Origin of the sequence: Methanobrevibacter thaueri (assembly GCF_015062905.1) — an archaeon.
Classification (GTDB): Archaea; Methanobacteriota; Methanobacteria; order Methanobacteriales; family Methanobacteriaceae; genus Methanocatella; species Methanocatella thaueri_A.
Genome location: NZ_SUTK01000005.1, coordinates 42,821 through 60,156 on the forward strand (window position 1 = coordinate 42,821; position 17,336 = coordinate 60,156).

The 17,336-nt window shown below is 39.6% G+C and carries 20 protein-coding genes and 1 rRNA gene; 9 read left to right on the top strand and 12 right to left on the bottom strand.

Annotated elements, in window-relative coordinates; genetic code table 11:
• Positions 1–3: 3 nt before the first annotated feature.
• Positions 4–888, top strand: a complete 885-nt coding sequence (locus tag E7Z79_RS02075; protein WP_303738322.1) for a PhoU domain-containing protein — start codon at positions 4–6, stop codon at positions 886–888.
• 16 nt (positions 889–904) lie between these two features.
• Here E7Z79_RS02075 and E7Z79_RS02080 read toward each other — a convergent pair whose 3' ends face one another.
• The 7 genes from E7Z79_RS02080 to E7Z79_RS02110 are packed head-to-tail and all read right to left on the bottom strand — an operon-like array spanning position 905 to position 5,366.
• Entirely contained in the window at positions 905–1,747 is an 843-nt protein-coding gene (locus E7Z79_RS02080) for a fumarate hydratase (RefSeq protein WP_303738323.1), read from the bottom strand.
• A gap of 50 nt (positions 1,748–1,797) precedes the next feature.
• Positions 1,798–2,040, bottom strand: coding sequence for a 4Fe-4S dicluster domain-containing protein (locus E7Z79_RS02085; protein WP_303738324.1), 243 nt, complete (start codon positions 2,038–2,040; stop codon positions 1,798–1,800).
• Positions 2,041–2,047: 7 nt separating this feature from the next.
• Complete coding sequence (locus E7Z79_RS02090) at positions 2,048–2,551, bottom strand: 4Fe-4S dicluster domain-containing protein (RefSeq protein WP_303738325.1); 504 nt, start codon at positions 2,549–2,551, stop codon at positions 2,048–2,050.
• A gap of 9 nt (positions 2,552–2,560) precedes the next feature.
• Positions 2,561–3,427 (bottom strand): pyruvate synthase subunit PorB, encoded by an 867-nt coding sequence (gene porB, locus E7Z79_RS02095; RefSeq protein ID WP_303738340.1) that lies wholly within the window; start codon positions 3,425–3,427, stop codon positions 2,561–2,563.
• A 5-nt stretch (positions 3,428–3,432) separates the two neighbouring features.
• Positions 3,433–4,581: a pyruvate synthase subunit PorA gene (gene porA, locus E7Z79_RS02100; protein ID WP_303738326.1), complete on the bottom strand. Its 1,149-nt coding sequence runs from the start codon at positions 4,579–4,581 to the stop codon at positions 3,433–3,435.
• Positions 4,582–4,833: a pyruvate synthase subunit PorD gene (gene porD / locus E7Z79_RS02105; protein ID WP_292602902.1), complete on the bottom strand. Its 252-nt coding sequence runs from the start codon at positions 4,831–4,833 to the stop codon at positions 4,582–4,584.
• 11 nt (positions 4,834–4,844) lie between these two features.
• Positions 4,845–5,366: a pyruvate ferredoxin oxidoreductase subunit gamma gene (locus E7Z79_RS02110; RefSeq protein ID WP_292602900.1), complete on the bottom strand. Its 522-nt coding sequence runs from the start codon at positions 5,364–5,366 to the stop codon at positions 4,845–4,847.
• Positions 5,367–5,645: 279 nt separating this feature from the next.
• Between E7Z79_RS02110 and E7Z79_RS02115 the strand changes: the two genes are divergently transcribed.
• On the top strand, positions 5,646–7,250 hold the full coding sequence (locus E7Z79_RS02115; protein WP_303738327.1) for a dihydropteroate synthase-like protein: 1,605 nt from the start codon (positions 5,646–5,648) through the stop codon (positions 7,248–7,250).
• Between the two features lie 2 nt (positions 7,251–7,252).
• On the opposite strand, the gene E7Z79_RS02120 is transcribed toward E7Z79_RS02115, so the two are convergent.
• On the bottom strand, positions 7,253–7,645 hold the full coding sequence (locus tag E7Z79_RS02120) for a hypothetical protein (protein WP_303738328.1): 393 nt from the start codon (positions 7,643–7,645) through the stop codon (positions 7,253–7,255).
• Positions 7,646–7,722: 77 nt separating this feature from the next.
• Between E7Z79_RS02120 and E7Z79_RS02125 the strand changes: the two genes are divergently transcribed.
• Genes E7Z79_RS02125 through E7Z79_RS02150 form a run of 6 tightly spaced genes read left to right on the top strand, consistent with a single transcriptional unit; the run spans position 7,723 to position 12,488 of the window.
• On the top strand, positions 7,723–8,577 hold the full coding sequence (locus E7Z79_RS02125) for a MoxR family ATPase (protein ID WP_303738329.1): 855 nt from the start codon (positions 7,723–7,725) through the stop codon (positions 8,575–8,577).
• 1 nt (position 8,578) lies between these two features.
• Positions 8,579–9,736 carry a VWA domain-containing protein gene (locus E7Z79_RS02130; RefSeq protein ID WP_303738330.1) on the top strand — a complete coding sequence of 386 codons (1,158 nt, stop codon included), beginning with the start codon at positions 8,579–8,581 and terminating at the stop codon, positions 9,734–9,736.
• 8 nt (positions 9,737–9,744) lie between these two features.
• The gene (locus tag E7Z79_RS02135) at positions 9,745–10,662 is read left to right on the top strand and encodes a TIGR00269 family protein (RefSeq protein WP_303738331.1); all 918 of its coding nucleotides are present in this window, start codon (positions 9,745–9,747) and stop codon (positions 10,660–10,662) included.
• A 4-nt stretch (positions 10,663–10,666) separates the two neighbouring features.
• Positions 10,667–10,870, top strand: a complete 204-nt coding sequence (locus E7Z79_RS02140) for a MoaD/ThiS family protein (protein WP_303738332.1) — start codon at positions 10,667–10,669, stop codon at positions 10,868–10,870.
• A gap of 2 nt (positions 10,871–10,872) precedes the next feature.
• Complete coding sequence (locus E7Z79_RS02145; RefSeq protein WP_303738333.1) at positions 10,873–11,733, top strand: DUF89 domain-containing protein; 861 nt, start codon at positions 10,873–10,875, stop codon at positions 11,731–11,733.
• An 11-nt stretch (positions 11,734–11,744) separates the two neighbouring features.
• Positions 11,745–12,488, top strand: coding sequence for an NAD(P)-binding domain-containing protein (locus E7Z79_RS02150; RefSeq protein ID WP_303738334.1), 744 nt, complete (start codon positions 11,745–11,747; stop codon positions 12,486–12,488).
• Here the strand turns inward: E7Z79_RS02150 and E7Z79_RS02155 are convergent.
• From E7Z79_RS02155 to mer, 4 genes are all read right to left on the bottom strand, one after another.
• The gene (locus E7Z79_RS02155; protein WP_303738335.1) at positions 12,469–13,749 is read right to left on the bottom strand and encodes a cytidyltransferase; all 1,281 of its coding nucleotides are present in this window, start codon (positions 13,747–13,749) and stop codon (positions 12,469–12,471) included. The two genes, E7Z79_RS02150 and E7Z79_RS02155, sit on opposite strands and share 20 nt — an antisense overlap.
• Before the next feature lie 24 nt (positions 13,750–13,773).
• Entirely contained in the window at positions 13,774–14,256 is a 483-nt protein-coding gene (locus E7Z79_RS02160) for a DUF308 domain-containing protein (RefSeq protein ID WP_303738336.1), read from the bottom strand.
• Positions 14,257–14,293: 37 nt separating this feature from the next.
• Entirely contained in the window at positions 14,294–15,376 is a 1,083-nt protein-coding gene (locus E7Z79_RS02165) for an archaeosine biosynthesis radical SAM protein RaSEA (RefSeq protein ID WP_303738337.1), read from the bottom strand.
• A gap of 108 nt (positions 15,377–15,484) precedes the next feature.
• Positions 15,485–16,447 (bottom strand): 5,10-methylenetetrahydromethanopterin reductase, encoded by a 963-nt coding sequence (gene mer / locus E7Z79_RS02170; RefSeq protein WP_303738338.1) that lies wholly within the window; start codon positions 16,445–16,447, stop codon positions 15,485–15,487.
• A 648-nt stretch (positions 16,448–17,095) separates the two neighbouring features.
• On the opposite strand from mer, the gene E7Z79_RS02175 reads away from it, so the two are divergent.
• Positions 17,096–17,336: ribosomal RNA gene (locus E7Z79_RS02175) — 16S ribosomal RNA — on the top strand; the annotation flags it as partial.

Below are 17,336 nucleotides of genomic sequence, written 5' to 3' on the forward strand. Positions count from 1 at the left end.
AAAATGGGCAAAAAGGATAAAACATTAAAGGACATATTGGATTTTATTTTATACGAAAATCCCTCAACTCAGGATGAGATAGCTGAAAAGCTGGGCATTTCTAGAAGGTATGTCACTCAGCTCCTGCAGCCTCTTGTAAAAGACGGAACTGTCAAAAGGGCATATATGATTGATTTGAAGAACTATGAAGAAATAGTCTCCTCTGTAGGAGATTATTCAAGAACAAAAACCAATACCGGAAACGCCCTGATTAATGATATGCTGGAAAACATGGCAAAGCATGTCCACTCCCAGCTTGAAATGTCCTTTGATGCGGTTTTGGAATATGATGAGGATAAGGCCAATAAGGCCCTGGAAATGGATTATGCCACAAACAACATGGTTGAAAAAATAAGGACATCTGTAGAGACAATCGTAAGTCTCAACAAGCATTCTCAAATTTCAAAATCAATTTTATACAATGAAATTGCATATGACCTTGAGCGTATAGGCGATTATTGCGGCCATATTGCAAAATTCGTCATCAATGATGTTTATGAAGTCGATAAGAATGTCTTGAAGAAACTCAAAAAGATGTACAAGACAGCACAGTCCATGATCAGAATATCCATGAAGGCATTCATCGAAGGAGATACTGACTTAAAGGATGATTTGATGAAACAGGAAGAGACAATTCATATCATGCAATCCAAGGCCATCAATCTGATTGCGACCCAAATGGCCGAAAGCACATTTGATGAAAAGGAACGTTCAAACTATTTCATCTACCTGTTCAGACTCATCAAGGCATTCAAAAGGATTGGAGACATTTCCGTTGAAATGATGGATGTTGCAGTCGAGTTTCATGACAACATTCCAAGACCGACAACTCCAAGGACTTTCAGATAATTTTTTTTTACTGACTCTATTCGTCATATATCCTTGTTGTGGCATGCCTGTCGGCCCAACATTGGATGCAGACGCCGATTGGAAGACCTGCAGTATGGGTATGAGCTTTTAGAATTTTTACATCTAAAGTGGTTGTTTTTCCGCCAAGTCCCATCGGACCTATTCCTGATGCATTGATTTCCTCCAGGATTTCCTCTTCAAGTTTGGCTATCTGAGGGTCAGGGTTTCTTTCGCCGATTTTTCCAAGCAATGCCTTTTTACCTAGTTTTAAGCATAAATCGGAAGTTCCTCCGATTCCAACGCCCACAACAGTTGGAGGGCATGGTTTTCCTTTTGCCTTAAGAACTGATTCGACAACGAATTCCTTGATGCCTTCGATACCTTCGGCAGGAAGGGCCATCTTCATTGCATTGTTGTTTTCTGAACCGAATCCCTTTGGCAATATTGTTATTTCAATGTAGTCTTCATCAATCAGTTCAATGTCGATTGGAGGAATGTAATCCCCAACGTTTATGTTGGTGTTTTCGCGTGTGAGGGGATCTACGATGTTCGGCCTGATTGGAACATCTGTTGTGGCCTTTTTAATTCCCTCTTCAATGCCTTCACGCAGATTTTCAACTTCCACATTACCTAACTTCACAAAAACAACCGGCAGACCTGTATCCTGGCACATCGGAATTCCTTTTTCTTCTGCAAGTTCAATATTCTTTAAGATAGCTTCAATATTTAACCTTGCAAGTTCATGTTCTTCTATTTTAAGAGCATCTTCAAGTGATTTTTTTACATCATCACCAAGAACGATAACCGCTTGCCTGTAAAGTTCATAGACTGTTTCCTTAATAACATCTTTAGTAATCAAATTAATAACCTTGTAAAATTAATTAATCTTATTTTTGATTTTTGGAATATTTAAATTTTGATTACATCCAGTGGACAAACTTCAACGCAATCCCTGCAGCGGGTACAATTGTCGCTGTTGATGGTTATGGCACCGCCCAAAATCTCGATGGCATTCTCCTTGCATGCCAATAAGCATGGAGCCTCTGATGGTGGTTGGCAATTCATACAAAATAAGGTTGGAGTGTCAACATTTGGTGTTTGTTGACAACTTCCACAGGTTGTACATTCAGTACAATTTCCTGATTTAAACATAATTTTTCTATTCGTCTAAGACAAGTCTTGCTCTTGCCTGACTTGTAATCACATGGACAAAGCTACCTTTTCCACTACTGTCCGGTTCATACAGCCCTGCCATTTTGGCCAAGTATTTCTCTTGGTTTTTGGCTCTGACCTTTTCAGGATCGGCAACAGTAATAGCTCTTTTGGTACATGCTTTGATACATGCAGGTCCTTCTTCTCTGTCGGCACAGAGGTCACATTTTTCGGCAACTTTTGATTGGAAAGTCATTGCACCGAATGGACAAACCATTACGCACAATCCGCAACCGATACATTTCTCAGTGTCGACGCCATCGTCGGTGATTGCCTCGGTAGGACAGATTTTTATACATGGTGCACTTTCACAATGTTGACATACAATGGAATAAAAGGAAGAATCATGTTCTATTATTTTTATTCTGCTAGCATTATGGATTGATGCGCACATATTTGAACAGTTGAGACATCCATCACACAAATTGCTATTTACAACAATACTTTCCATTGTATCACCTTATAAGCCTAGTTCTTTACACTCTGCATCAACATATTTTTGGATTTTTTCAATGAGCTCGTCATTCAGGTGTCTGAATCTTTTTTGTGGAGCCAAGTATTCTTTTACCGGTTTTCTTTCTTCAGGCCTGTAAGTGATTTCGAATTTGCCGTCCACGATTTCATATAAAATCCATGATCCAGTTTCTACAGCTAATCTACCCATTTCGATTGTTCTTTCAGAAGGGAATCCCCAACCGGTAGTACATGGTTGTTGTAAGTGGATATATGCAGGACCTTTGGTTTCTGCAGCCTTTTTGACCTTGTTGACATAATCTTCAGGGTATGCAATTGAAGCTGTTGCGACATAAGGTATTCCATGTGCTGCCATAATCATCGGCATATTTTTCTTAGGTTTGTCTTCACCGAAACTTGCAACACCGCTTGGTGAAGTTGTAGTGCTTGCACCGTATGGGGTTGCTCCACTTCTTTGGATACCTGTGTTCATGTATGCTTCGTTATCGTAACAGATGTATGTCATGTTGTGTCCTCTTTCCATAGCTCCGGATAAGGATTGCAGACCGATATCTACTGTTCCTCCGTCACCACCGAAAGCAACAACATTCACGTCATCTTTTCCTTGAATTCTGAGTGCACTTTCTACACCGGATGCTACAGCACCTGAGTTTTCAAATGCTACGTGGATGAATGGAATTTCCCATGCAGTTTCAGGGTAAGGTGTGGTCATAACTTCAAGACAACCTGTAGCGGAAACGGCTACAGTATTTTCACCTAATGCGTTTAAAGCTAATTTAACTGCGATGGATGCTCCACAACCAGCACATCCTCTGTGTCCTGGTGCTAATAAATTTTTATCAGGAATGTCCACCATTTTTATTCCTCCTTAAGTCCAATCCATGTGACATCATTTTCAGGACCATTTTTGGTAATTTCATAAATTTCAGTCAGTGCTTCAGGGGTAATGTCCCTTCCGCCTAAACCGGTAATGAATCCATAAATCTCTTTGTCAATTTTAAGTTTCATGTCGCCGAATAATGCTCCACCCATTCCGATTGCGAAGTTTTTGTCAACAACTGCAAGTTTGCTGCAGTTTTTCACAACATCGTTGATTGCATCAACAGGGAACGGTCTGTATGATCTGATTTTGAGCAATCCGACTTTTTCGCCTTTTGCTCTTAACTCGTCTACGATAACTCTGATACTACTGCAGAGTGATCCCATAGCGACATAAATGATTTCAGCATCATCTGTTTTATATCCTTCAACAAGACCATATTGTCTTCCGAATATTTCTGCAAATTCATCGCAGGTCTTTTGGATTACGTCAAGGGCATTGTTCATTGCAACGTCCATGTCGTGTCTTGCTTCCATGTAATATTCAGGGTCGGCAAAGTTACCGATGGACATTGGGTCTTTAGGATCAAGATATGCATGTTCTGGAACATATGGAGGTAGGAACTCATCTACACTTTCTTGATCTGGAATTTCAACAGGTTCAACTGTGTGGGTCAGGATAAATCCGTCTAAACATACCATTGAAGGTAATAATATATCAGGATTTTCTGAAACTTTATAAGCCATTAAGGTTGTGTCTAATGCTTCTTGAGCATCTTCAACATAGATTTGTAACCAACCTGCATCTTTTTGTGCAATGGAATCTTGCTGGTCATTCCAAATGTTTAATGGAGCAGAAATTGCTCTGTTTGCATCAGCCAATACGAAAGGTGTTCTCATACCTGCTGCTGCATATAAAATTTCGTGCATTAACATTAATCCTTGTGAAGATGTTGCTGTAAATACCCTTACTCCAGCACCGCTTGCTCCAACCGCAGCACTTATAGCACTGTGTTCTGATTCTACTTTGACATATTTAGCATCAATCTTTTCGTCAGCAACATATTGAGCTAAGTATTCTGAAATTGTAGTTTGTGGAGTAATCGGATAAACAGGAATAACTTGTGGTTTAGCTAATCTTACAGCTTCTGCAACTGCTTTATTTGAGGTCATTACTTCTTTTACCATCTAATCACTCTCTTCTTGTATCATTTCGATTGAATCTGAAGGACATTCGTATGCGCAAATTCCACATCCTTTACAGTAATCGTAATCAATATCATGTTGTTTGTTTATACAGGAATCTGGACAGAATAATATACAGTTATCACAATCAATACATGATTCTTTATCCAATATAGGTTTGAAAGTTCTCCAGCTTCCAGTTTTATTGTTTTTAGTATTTCCTGGTGTTTTAATTACACATCCTATATTTACCATAATCTCACCTATTATCCCATATCGTAAGCTTTTTTGGTAGCTTCCGCGTTAAGTTCTCCAATTTTTCCAGGGAAGGTTTCTTTAATAACTTCAAGAAGTGAATCGATACTTACAACTCCTGTCTTTTTAGCAAAGTATCCTAAGATAATTGTGTTCACGATGTTGCGTCCTAACATGTCAAGCGCAATTCCGGTCGCATCGATTTTGTGGACTTCATGATCTCCACTACCTTCGAATGTTTTAGTGTTAATAATTACTTCAGTGTTGTCCTTAATTCCGGAAAATACATCTACTACATTTAACAGTCCTTCGTCTAAAACCAATACGTAGTCTGGGTTGTATACTTGGTATCTCATTTTGATTGGCTCATCATCAATTCTTGTGAAAGCCATAACTGGAGCACCTCTACGTTCAACTCCGAAAAATGGGAAAGCCTGAACAGATTTGCCGTCTTTGAATGCAGCTTTTGCCAAAATTTCAGCAGCTGTTACAGAGCCTTGCCCGCCTCTGCCATGAAAACGAATTTCAATCATTAATTCTCCTCCATATATTTATCATGTATAATCATTATAAATTACAAAATATATAAATTTTATGTTAAATTTTCATTTTTGGATAATTTTGTTTTAATTTTTTTGTTTAAATCTTTTATTTTTTCTTTATTTTTTTGAAATTCTTTTTATAATTTTTCTTTTTTCATTTTACAGTTTCTATATCTTTTTTGAAAAATAATACTTTTTTTAAAAAAAATTAAAATTTAATATATTTAAAAATATAATATTATTATAAAAATAATTTGGTTGGGAAGTTTTATGAAGGTTTTAATAATTACAGGTGAGTTGGCATATCCATTGATAAAGGAAGTGGTCTCCGCTTCAAAGGAAGACATAATAGTGCACATTGCAGACAATACTCAGGTTGCTGCATTTCTAACTCCAAGACAAATTATTAAAGAGGTAAAAACTTGTTTCAGCGATCAACTTGATGACATTGACATGATTCTGGTTCCGGGCCTGATAAAGAAAGGAACAAAGGAAATCACCAAGGAGCTTGGAATACCTACATTCAAGGGCTCAACCGATGGTGCCGACCTTGCAATGGTGCTGAATCTGATTGGAAGCATCGACCTGTCTGAAGACAAGCCTGCCGATAAGCTGATTGAAGAGGAAAAGCGAAAGGAGGCATTCAGGTTCATCGATGAGTTTGAAAACGATAAGGAAAATATTGAAAGGCTTCTCGAAAAACCAAATAACATTCTAATCAAGAACCTTCCTGTCGGTGAAGACTTCCCGATGAGGGTCCTGTCCGAAATCGCAAATGCGCCATTTTTATCAAAGGAGGCACTGATCAACAAATGCCAATACTTTGTCGATTCAGGTGCGGACATGATTGACATTGGAATGGCTGCAGGTGAGGATTTCTCAGATAAGATTCCCGAGCTGATTGAAACCTTAAGGCCGATTGTCGGCGACAGGCCATTAAGCATAGATACGCTGAATCCCGATGAGATAAGGGTGGCTGCTGAAAACGGCATCGACTTTGTTTTGAGTCTTGATTTGGGAAACAACTCTGAGATTCAGGAAATCCTAAAGGAAAAGGACATTCCTGCAGTGCTGCTGCCAACCAATTTTTCACAGGGAAAATCCCCAAAATCCCCTGCCGAAAGGGTTGAGGCAATGCATCAATTGATTAAGGACACTGAAGGGCTTCGCTATGTTGCAGATTTGATTCTGGACCCTGTCAATAGTGCAAGCATTGTCGAATCAATCATTGCATGTCACGAATTCCACAAAACCAATCCTGCACCAATGTTTTTTGGTGTCGGCAATGTAACTGAGCTTATGGATGCCGATTCAGGTGGTGTCAATGTGCTTCTGGCAGGAATAGGTATGGAATTGGGCGTGAGCATACTTTTCACTCCTGAAGAAAGTGGTAAAACAAGGGGAAGCGTTTATGAGCTTTCAACCGCTTCCAAGATGATGTTTCTTGCAAAGCACAGAAAATCAATCCCAAAGGATTTGGGAATTAACCTGGTTGCCTTCAAGGATAAGCATAAAAGAAATGATATCATCCTGAATGAGCGCGAAGGCATTGAAGAGACAAGGCAAATCAAGCCTATGAAATTCGTAAGGGATAAGGCCGGCAGTTTCAAGATAAACGTTGATTATGGAACAACTGTGGGGTCAAGTAAGATTACCGCAACTCATTTTAAGAAAAACAAGCCCGATTTGGTAATTGTTGGCCATTCGGCAAAAGAGGTCTATGAAGAGATAATAACCAAAAATCTTGTAACAAGAATGGAGCATGCTGCCTATCTGGGTTCGGAACTTCAAAAGGCAGAAATAGCGATGATTACTGGAAAAGATTATGTTCAGGATTTTGAATTGTTCAAAAATCCTGATGAATTTAAAAAATAGTTCTAGTCAAAGTCTGTTGGATCGTATGTTCCTTCGGACTGTCCAGCCTGAGGTGTTGAACTAGCGTCACTAGTGTCCTGTGAACTGGCATCCTGTGAACTTGTGTCCTGGCCAGGATTGCTATTATCTTGCTGGTCATTGCTGGAACTTGATGTAGTTGGCTCTGCATTGGACACTGAAGATTGTGACTGGCTGTCAGTTGGAGCTGTAGGATTGGAATTGACGTTTGCGGTGTTGACATTTGAAGAATCAACCATCTGATTGTCCGGCTGTGTGGCAATTCCATTTGAGTTTATAAAGAAGAACACTCCAACAACGGCTATTATAATTATTATCAATGCAATGATTATTGCATTACCGGATTCCATATTTTTACCTCCCTTAATTCTAATCATTTTAACTATTATAATAAAGTATAAATAAATTTATCGTTATAATTATTTTAGTAACAAAAATTTAGGAAGGTTAAAAGTTGCAAATTGAAAACATTAGTATTAAAGACATCGACAAGATGCTTTTGGAAGAAAGTTATGTTTCTAACACTGAAATATCAACAACCCTTTATCTGTCATTCCTGCTCGGTAAGCCGATGCTTATTGAAGGGCCTCCGGGTGTTGGAAAAACAGAGCTTGCAAAGGTTATAGCAAAGGCGTTTGACAGGGATTTTTTCAGGATTCAATGTTATGAGGGAATCACTTTTGAACAGATTGTCGGCGAATGGAATTATCAAAAGCAGCTGCTTCACCTTGAAGCTGCAAGAAACGATTCAAACAATGTGGATGAAATCTTTGATGACGAATTTTTCATAAGGAGGTCTCTGCTCAATGCATTCCTGAACGATAAGGATTCAGTCTTGCTGATAGATGAAATCGACAAGGCCGATGAAGAGGTAGAAAGCTTCCTGCTTCAGGCATTGGGAGAGCAGGAAATCACAATCAACGATCTTGGAACATTCCAGTTAGAAAATGACCTGATCGTTATTCTTACTTCAAACTCACAAAGGTCACTTCTCGATGAGACAAAGGACAGATGCCTTTTCTTATACATTCCATACCCGACTGTTGAAAGGGAAATCGAAATCGTCAAATCCAAACTGCCTGATGCCGATGATGAGACAGTCTCCTATGTGGTCAAACTCGTTCATCAGATAAGAAATCTCAATCTTATGAAAAAGCCTTCTGTAAGGGGTACCGTTGACTGGGTAAAGTCAGTCACAAATCTGGGAACCAAGGACATTGACAAGTCCCTTGAGGACAGTGTCGGCGTAGCCATCAAAACCGAAAGCGACAAGAAACGTGTCAAAAAGGATATTTTCGACAAGAGATAACATGATAAGAAAGATTGCAACACTATCAGCTGACTTGAGAAAGGAAGGGCTTCCGGTAAGTATCAGAAGCACACAGGCGGCCATGCAGATCTACAGCCAACTGGGTGAAACGGATAGGGACCTGCTTAAGACAGCTTTGCTTGCAATTTATGTCAAGGACAGATATGACATTCCTAAATTTTTAAAGGTTTTTGAAGAAGTATTCGCATTGCCTGACCCTGAAAAGGAAATCAAGGAGGACCTTAACAAGAGCAAAGCATACAGAGGAACAGGTCCTAAATCAAATAAGTATATCATTAAAAAGCAGGATACAATTGGCAAGAGGATTCGAAAGGAAAAAGTCGACAATGAAAAGCTGAAGATGCTTTCAGGCCAGCCTCTGCTTGAGGAAGCAAAAAGGCTGGAGCGTGATGGGGAACTGATGAACAAGGATTTGACAAAGCTGAACAGGTTCGACCCAAGAATGCTTGAAATCTGTCAAAGGCTGGGAAAAAGAATCGCCAACAAGCGTTCAAGAAGAAAGATTCAGGCCAACTCCCATAAGATTGACATGAGACGAACAATGAGGGCAAATCTGAAATATGGCGGCGTGCCGCTGGAGCTTGTAAAGGCAAAGCCAAGGCCCCATAAGAATGAACATTTATTCCTAAATGACATCAGCGGCTCATGCGAATGGATCAGCAGCTGGTTTTTCATGCTGATGTTTTCAGCCCAGACAGCCTTTAAAAGGTCCAGAACCTTCGAATTCGACAATAAGGTAATAGAGACAACAAAGGCATTGAAGGAAGAGTATCTCATCGATTCCTTTATCAAGGTCAAGGACATGAGGGTCAAGAACATGATGGTGCATGGGACTTCGGACATGTATTCCGCTTTCAAGCAGTTCCAGGAAAAGGCAAACATCAACAATAAATCTTATGTAATCATTTTATCAGACTGCAGGGATTGGGCCGGCCCGAAAGTGAATAAGATTCCGGCAAGTGTGGAGCTTGTTGAGGAAATGGTAAGGGATGCCAAAAAGGTGGTCATCCTGAATCCCGAAGACAAGAACAAATGGGATATAGTGGACAGTTGCGTTTCACTGTATCGTGATGCGGGAGCGCATGTATTTGAGGTCAACACCTTAAATCAGCTGGCGCGCTTTGTAGAACAGATGTAGGTAGTATTATGCAATGCAGTAAATGTGGTAATCCTAAAGTTATTTATAAAAGAGAGCAATCAGGACAATTGTTGTGCAAGGATTGTTTCATAGAATCAATCGAAAAGAAAGTCATCAAAACCGTCAAGAAGGAAAAGCTCCTGGACAAGGGAGACAAGGTTCTGGTGGCCCTTTCAGGAGGAAAGGACAGCGTCACAACATTGGAGATACTGAACTCATTTCGTGAAATGAATTTGATAGACCTCTGTGCGGTGACAGTAGATGAGGGAATTGCCAATTATCGCCAGGAGGGTGTCGACATTGCAAAAAGGCATGCCGAAAGATTAGGAATAGAGCATAAGGTAGTGTCCCTGAAGGAGGATTACGGGATAACCCTTGATGAGATCATGCAAAGGCCGAACCATAAGGGTTCATGCACATACTGTGGAGTGTTCAGAAGGACAATTATAAATAAAGCCGCCCGTGAAATGGGAGCCACAAAAATAGCCACAGGACACAATCTTGATGATGAGGTCCAGGGCATCATGATGAACTATCTTGAGGGAAACACCGATAACCTGACAAAGCTAGGTGCAAAAACAGAATCAAAAGCTGAAGAGTTTACGGTTAAAATCAAGCCTTTAAGGGAAATTCCAGAACGTGAAATCGGCATATATGTGGTTGCAAAGGAGCTTGAAGTCCACTTTGACAGCTGCCCATATGCAATGCAGTCATTCAGGGGCGAGGTTTCCGAGGTCATCAATCAGCTGGCCGAAAAGCACCCTACAATCAAGTACTCAACATTACGGGGATATGATAAGATCAAGGGCGTTCTAAAAAAGGAAATGCAGAAGGAGTATGCTCATGGGAGATGCAAAAGATGTGGAGAGCCTTCAGCAAACGATTTATGTAAAGCCTGTTCATTTTTAGAAGAGTTAGGAGTATGAAAATATGGAATTCACATTGAAATATAAGGATTTAAACGAAAAAAGGCAAATACCTAATGAAGATTACACTATCAAAGATTTACTTGACGAGCTTGAACTTTCCGCCCAGACTGTTGTATCCAAGCAGAACGGCGAACTGGTCATTGAGGATACAGTCATCGAGGAAGATGATGAAATCCAAATCGTCCAAATAATCTATGGGGGTTAAGCTTGAAGATCAGTTATGAATGCGGGCCCTGCTTTTTAAGACAGGCTCGTGAAGCAATGGACCTGTCAACAGATGACGAAACTCTTAAGATGGAGATAATGGAAGATATCTTTAAGTTTTTAAGCAGCAACTTCAAATTGGATACCAATTCAAACGGCACAGGTTCTGCAATGCATAAGATGATAAAGGAAAAGACAGGCTGCAGGGATCCCTATCGCAAGGAAAAGATTGAGGGAAATGAAATTGCCTTGAAGTATCTGCCTGATGTCAAAAAGATACTTGAAGAGGACAGCAGTCTGGAAAATCATGTCAAGATAGCTATCATTGGTAACATTCTGGATTTCGGTGCATTCACTTTGGATGATGACATTGAAAGCGTAATCAAAACAGCCCTTAAAAAGGATTTGGCAGTAAAGGACATTGAAGAATTTGAAGAATCCCTGAAAACTCATGATAAGGTATTATATCTCGTGGACAATACCGGCGAAATTGTATTCGACAAACTACTTTTGGCAAAAATCAGGGAATACGGATTGAAGATTACAATAGCGGTCAAGTCAGAGCCTATCCTGAATGATGCATGCATGGAGGAGGCCCTGGATGCGGGATTGGATGAATATGGTGAAATCGTTGAGATAGGCTGCGGAACTGTCGGATATGTGGACAGCGAAATTTCAGACGAATTCAGGGAAATATTCGAAAGCCATGATTTTGTAATCTCAAAGGGAATGGGAAATTATGAGGGATTGACCGAAATTGACCTGTCAGACAAGGACATCTATTTCTTATTATGCGCAAAATGCAATACAATTTCCAAGGACATAGGCGTAAACCTGCATGACATGCTTCTATTTAAAAAATAACCAGTGAGATTATGATAATCGGTTTTATAGGTTTTGGAAAGGTTTCACGAACTCTGGTTGAACTGCTCAAATCAGATGATATTAGTTTCATCACATCGGCCGAAAACCGCTCACCAAAAACAATGAGCAATATTGAAAAGTCAGGCATTGAAGTCCTGGATACCTTTAAGGATGTGGCCTGCAGGTCTGATATTCTGATTTCAGCGACTTCGCCGAAAAATGCCTTGAGCGTTGCGGAAAGATATGGAAAATATGCAAAGGGAATCTATTTGGATTTGAACAACGTTTCTCCAGACACCGCATCTAAAATCAATGAAGCCGTTGACAATTTGGTGGATGGCGCCATCATAGGCAAAATCGATTCCGGCAATCCGATTTTGTATCTTTCAGGTGAGGACGCTGCGGAATTGCTGTTTTTAAATGATTTTATTCAAACGGAAATAATCAGCGCCAATGTCGGTGATGCAAGCATGTTGAAGCTGCTCAGAAGCACATATACAAAAGCTTTGTCTGCACTTCTGATAGAATCTGCTGAAATCGCAAAAAGCAATGGTCTTGAAGATGAATTCTTTGAGATGCTCTCATTAACCGAAGGGGATGATTTCAAGGAGAAGTCATTGTCCAGAATAAACAATACCCTGAAAAGTTCCAAAAGAAAATCAGAGGAACTGGAAGAAATAATAAATTACTTTGATGAAAATGAGTTAATAATGGTCAGGGCGGCATTAGAAAAGCTCAGCCAATATCGACCTTAACCTTAAATCCCTTTTTGGCTTTTTTTATACTTCCGCTAACCGGAATGAAATGGGAATCCATAATGTATCTTAAGTATGTGACTTCCAGGGCAGGCAATCTCAAATTTGTTTTTATTTTTTTGCCTTCGCTTTTGAACTGAACTGATATCTTTCCGTTCTTATCGACATACAGGTCAGTGTTTATGCCCTCTTTTGTGATTTTTGTTTCAAATTTGGTCAGATTCAGTCCGGCTTCAAGACTTGCCGGAGGAGTTTCGACGGCAATGTTTTCACTTCGAAACCTTTCGTTCGCATCCCGTGCGCTTATTCCCTTTTCGCCTTCACATGCCACATACCATGCACGGTCGATAACCCTCTGCACCTTCTGATTGTCGGGAATCACGCCTTGGGACTCATAGCTTTTCATCAGGTCCATGACTTCCTTTTTTGTAACTTCCATTTCAATGGCGCTGATTGCCAGACGTGTCATTACAGGCCCGTAATCAGATCTCCTGAACACTGCCCAGATTGATTCGGGATCCCTGTATACCCTTCTTTTGATGATTTCATTGATTGTATTTCCATTGAGGTAAGCTATCTTTTCAAGGTTTCCCCGTGAATAGGTGTTCATCCGTTTATAGATGTCCTTCCAGTTGCGCTCGCCAGGGGTTCTTCCCGCATCAATCTCCCTCTGAAGGATTTCAACGGTGGTCTTTGGAAGCAGTTTCCGCACCTGTTTGGTAATCATCATGTCGTTGTCAATTATGGACTGTCTTATCAGTCTTCCTGAGTATTTGTCCTTGTTGAACTCGTCGACAACATGGTAGTTGAGCTTTGAGCCTAAAAATTCGTTGATTGCATACCAGCGAATCTCGTTTCTGTTGGTATAGCTTTTGGGCATTCCGACAAAGTTGCCCTCATCGATGAACTTCTGAGCCTTTGACTTTATCTCATCGAGTGAAATGCTTGCGGAAGTGATGTAATCTGTCACTCCGTCATCAATCATCTGCTTAAGCCTTATCGGCACGCTGTATGATAATACCAGTCTGTGATGAAGTCCCTCAAATGCTTTGACGTCATCCGCCCCCAGAGCCAGTGCCATTTCGCGGCGGGCATCAAAATCAACAAAAAACGGAGCATGGTTTGCACTGAATCCCTTATTTAGATAGACGACAACCTTTTTGTCCAGCTCATCCCCCAGCTTGCGCGCTTCGCCAATCAGATGTTCATGGCCCTTATGCACAGGGTCGAAATCAGCACTAATCCCTATCAATGTCAACACCAAAAAAAGAAAGTTTTGGACGGCTTAACCATCCATTAATCTTAAAATACCGCTTATCACTAACCATGCGCCAATCAATACGCCCAGAATGATAGGGTCTGCCACATAGGTTCCGATTACTATGTACAACAAGCCGAGAACAACTCCGGCTATTCCTATATAAAATCCGTATCTGGATTGGCGATTGTTGATTAGGGACACCAATCCAACAATAATCAGGGTTATTCCCGCAAGGTATAATGTGATTTGCGCTAAAAATCCTAATAGTCCGGCATTGAATATCAGACAAATGCTTAAGAATAAAAGTATCATTCCTAAAGCCAGGTCAAGTATCGCTCCGGTTTTATTATAATCAATTATGGCCACTCCAACTACGAGCAGGTAAATTGATATCAGTAATATGGATAGGCCGATTAAATCCGCCACTCCAATGATTCCCATAACAGGGAAGATGATAATGATTAATCCCAGTATCATAGCCAGTATGCTAATAAATTTACTTTTCATTGTTTCCTCCTACTAATAATTAATAGTTCAAAATATATTAATATAATGGGATATGCTTTATCTCAACGGTTGATGAGTTCATGTCTGAATTTTCAACTTGGGCCAGCCATTCGCCTTTGCACTCGCAGTCATGCTCTATTTTTGTCTGTGTCAGATTGTTGGCTATAATCATATGTTTCAGGTCCTTACTGCATTTTTTACAGTTGTAAGGGCCTCTCCTGGAGCCGAAACCTGATGTGTCCATGAGAGCAGGCAGGTCTATCTCGTCCCTTACTGTATTGATGATTTCAATGCAGGACCATATCCATGGCGGCTGGTATGCTCCTTTTCTCCAGAATCTTTCGATCACGGTTCCTCCGTGTATTGTTGCCGGACAGAATGACAGTCTGTCAACGCCTATTGAATTGCAGTAATGTGCGGTTTCAATCGCTTCAGCTATTGCCTCTGATTCGGATACTAGGATAGGCTTTACAAAAATATATGCCTTTGACTTTAGGTTGTATCCCTTTGTCTCTTTCAGGTTCTGCATCAGTTTCACGGCTTCTTCAAAATCATCACGGGTAAATCCCTTATTGATCTTGTTCAGTCGGGTGTAGTCGTTTGAGGTTTCAAGACCTATGCTCACTTCGAACAGGGTGTCTCCTATGATGTCGAATATTTCATCAAGGTATTCTTCCTTTACATATTCTGGCCTTGACTCTACAATGATTTCAGTCACGTTGCCCAGACCAATTAATGTTTTCAGGATTTCATCACGGGCGTCCTTTGGAAGCTCATAGGGATTTAAAAAACTTCCTGATGCGAAGAGTTTCACTGAAATTCTGTCCTCCTCGGCTATCGGATGTCTGGACAGGTGGTTGTGGAATATTTTCAGGATGGTTTCAGTGTCAATTGGTTCCAGTGTGCAGTCTGACACATAGCTGCACATGGTGCATCCGCCACTGTCTCCCAATGCCCATGCACATCCTGGAGTGGGTAAAATCATGAATAATGTTTTTGCAACGCCATCATAAGTTAAATCATCATTATACCAGCTTGCCCCAACCTGTTCTGGGGTTTTCGGTTCCTTTCTCTCAAAGGCTCTTTGCCTAATTTCTTTTGTTAAGTTTTCAATTTCCATTATAATATTATTATATGGAAGTTATAATTAAAAATTATGTTAAAAATAGTATATTATTAAGTTGTGTGTAATGGTTTAAAAAAATAAAAAAAGAAAAAGTAAGCAAGTTTAGAAACTTGCAATTACGTCTCCTAATAATTTGATGGATTCTGCTACGTCTTTACCAACAGGGGATCCTGCTACGTATTGAGTTACACCCATTTCAGCTAAGCCTTCAATTTTAGGGATGAACTCATCAGGAGTACCACATACGGAAAATGCGTTGAGTGCTTCGTCGGTTACAGCGCCAATAGCTCCACCGAAGTCACCTTTAGCTAAGAATGCACCCATTTGTTCGTTGAATCCTTCAGGTAATCCGTGTCTTTCGATAACTGGAGGTGGGGAACCAGCTGCAATGAAAGCAACTACAATTTTAGCTGCGTTTTTAGCTGCGTCAGAGTCAGCACCAATGGAAGTTGCAGTGTATGCACCTACGTCAAATGCTTTGTCTCCACCAGCTGCTTCGATACCTTTTTTGATCATAGGCATAGCAGCTTCGTAATCTTTAGGGTTGGAAGCGTTGATTAATACACCATCTGCGATTTCTCCAGCGGTTTCTAACATTTTAGGTCCTTGAGCACCCATGTAAATAGGGATGTGTTCTTGAACAGCTTTTGCTCCACCTAATGCTGCACCAGCTTCGGTTTTTCCACCAGATAATAAAGTATTAATGTCAGCGATTGCTGCTTTAATAGTGGATACAGGTTTTTCCCATGCGATTCCTAAAGCGTCGAAAGTTGCTTTGTCACCAGGACCGATACCGAAGGTTGCTCTTCCTTCTGAAATTTCGTCAATGGTTGCGATAGCGGAAGCGGAAATTGCAGGGCTTCTTACGTATGGGTTGGTTACACCAGGACCCATTTTAATGGTTTCAGTGTTTGCTGCAATTAATGCTAAGGTTTCGTATACGTTTTTATTGTTGTAGTGGTCTGTGATCCATGCGTATTCAAAACCGACGTCTTCAGCTAATTTTACTAAGTCTACTAATTCATTTAATGGTATTTGTGGTACGAATTCTATACCGAACTTCATATTTTATCACCAATAGTATCTTTTGTTTTGCAGTATATAAAGCAATTTTTATTTGAATTAGATAGAAAGTTTTAAATATCATTTATGTTTTTCGCATGTGTGACTTTTAATAAATTATTATTATTCAAAAAATTATTTTTTTCACGATTTTATTTGTTTCAATATATACGAACAATAAATTTCAAAAAATTCGTTATATTTTCTTAATATTTGAGCTTATTTTTTTATAATAATCATTAATATTTTTTAATTTAGTGTTATATAGAATATTTTAATTTTATAGATATTTAAATGGAATATTGCAATATTTTTTAATTGAATTTGTTAATGAAATTACCGTCTGTATAGTATGTGCTATATGTTTTTATGGCGTTGGTTTAAGTTATATTGTATTTACAATTTTGACTATGATGACTGCTTTTCCGCATATAGCTATAATTTATCATGTTTATTGTATTAATTGAATTATTAATATCATTGAATGTGCTTTGTGAGTACCTGAGTTTTTCGGGTATGATGTAAGTTTTGTAGATGTGGTGAAATTTGATTATAGAAACTTTTATATCAAATTTTATGTATTAATACTCGTCTATATTTTTTTAGCGTACTTCATAATACTTTATACTTATTATGTCTGTTATGTGTTCAATTCTGTTTGATCCTGGCAGATGTTACTGCTATTGGGATTCGATTAAGCCATGCAAGTCGAACGAATTTAGATTCGTGGCGTACGGCTCAGTAACACGTGGATAATCTACCCTTAGGACCGGGATAACCTTGGGAAACTGAGGATAATACTGGATAGGCAATTATTCCTGTAATGGTTTTTTGTTTAAATGTTTTTTCGCCTAAGGATGAGTCTGCGGCCGATTAGGTAGTTGGTTAGGTA

Excerpts from the sequence above, each read along its gene's own strand:
- porA (WP_303738326.1), bottom strand. The coding sequence starts at position 4,581 with ATGGTAAAAGAAGTAATGACCTCAAATAAAGCAGTTGCAGAAGCTGTA.
- E7Z79_RS02140 (WP_303738332.1), top strand. The coding sequence starts at position 10,667 with ATGGAATTCACATTGAAATATAAGGATTTAAACGAAAAAAGGCAAATA.
- mer (WP_303738338.1), bottom strand. The coding sequence starts at position 16,447 with ATGAAGTTCGGTATAGAATTCGTACCACAAATACCATTAAATGAATTA.
- E7Z79_RS02110 (WP_292602900.1), bottom strand. The coding sequence starts at position 5,366 with ATGATTGAAATTCGTTTTCATGGCAGAGGCGGGCAAGGCTCTGTAACA.
- E7Z79_RS02075 (WP_303738322.1), top strand. The coding sequence starts at position 4 with ATGGGCAAAAAGGATAAAACATTAAAGGACATATTGGATTTTATTTTA.
- E7Z79_RS02115 (WP_303738327.1), top strand. The coding sequence starts at position 5,646 with ATGAAGGTTTTAATAATTACAGGTGAGTTGGCATATCCATTGATAAAG.
- E7Z79_RS02150 (WP_303738334.1), top strand. The coding sequence starts at position 11,745 with ATGATAATCGGTTTTATAGGTTTTGGAAAGGTTTCACGAACTCTGGTT.
- E7Z79_RS02085 (WP_303738324.1), bottom strand. The coding sequence starts at position 2,040 with ATGTTTAAATCAGGAAATTGTACTGAATGTACAACCTGTGGAAGTTGT.
- E7Z79_RS02130 (WP_303738330.1), top strand. The coding sequence starts at position 8,579 with ATGATAAGAAAGATTGCAACACTATCAGCTGACTTGAGAAAGGAAGGG.
- E7Z79_RS02160 (WP_303738336.1), bottom strand. The coding sequence starts at position 14,256 with ATGAAAAGTAAATTTATTAGCATACTGGCTATGATACTGGGATTAATC.
- E7Z79_RS02165 (WP_303738337.1), bottom strand. The coding sequence starts at position 15,376 with ATGGAAATTGAAAACTTAACAAAAGAAATTAGGCAAAGAGCCTTTGAG.
- porD (WP_292602902.1), bottom strand. The coding sequence starts at position 4,833 with ATGGTAAATATAGGATGTGTAATTAAAACACCAGGAAATACTAAAAAC.
- E7Z79_RS02120 (WP_303738328.1), bottom strand. The coding sequence starts at position 7,645 with ATGATTAGAATTAAGGGAGGTAAAAATATGGAATCCGGTAATGCAATA.
- E7Z79_RS02090 (WP_303738325.1), bottom strand. The coding sequence starts at position 2,551 with ATGGAAAGTATTGTTGTAAATAGCAATTTGTGTGATGGATGTCTCAAC.
- E7Z79_RS02135 (WP_303738331.1), top strand. The coding sequence starts at position 9,745 with ATGCAATGCAGTAAATGTGGTAATCCTAAAGTTATTTATAAAAGAGAG.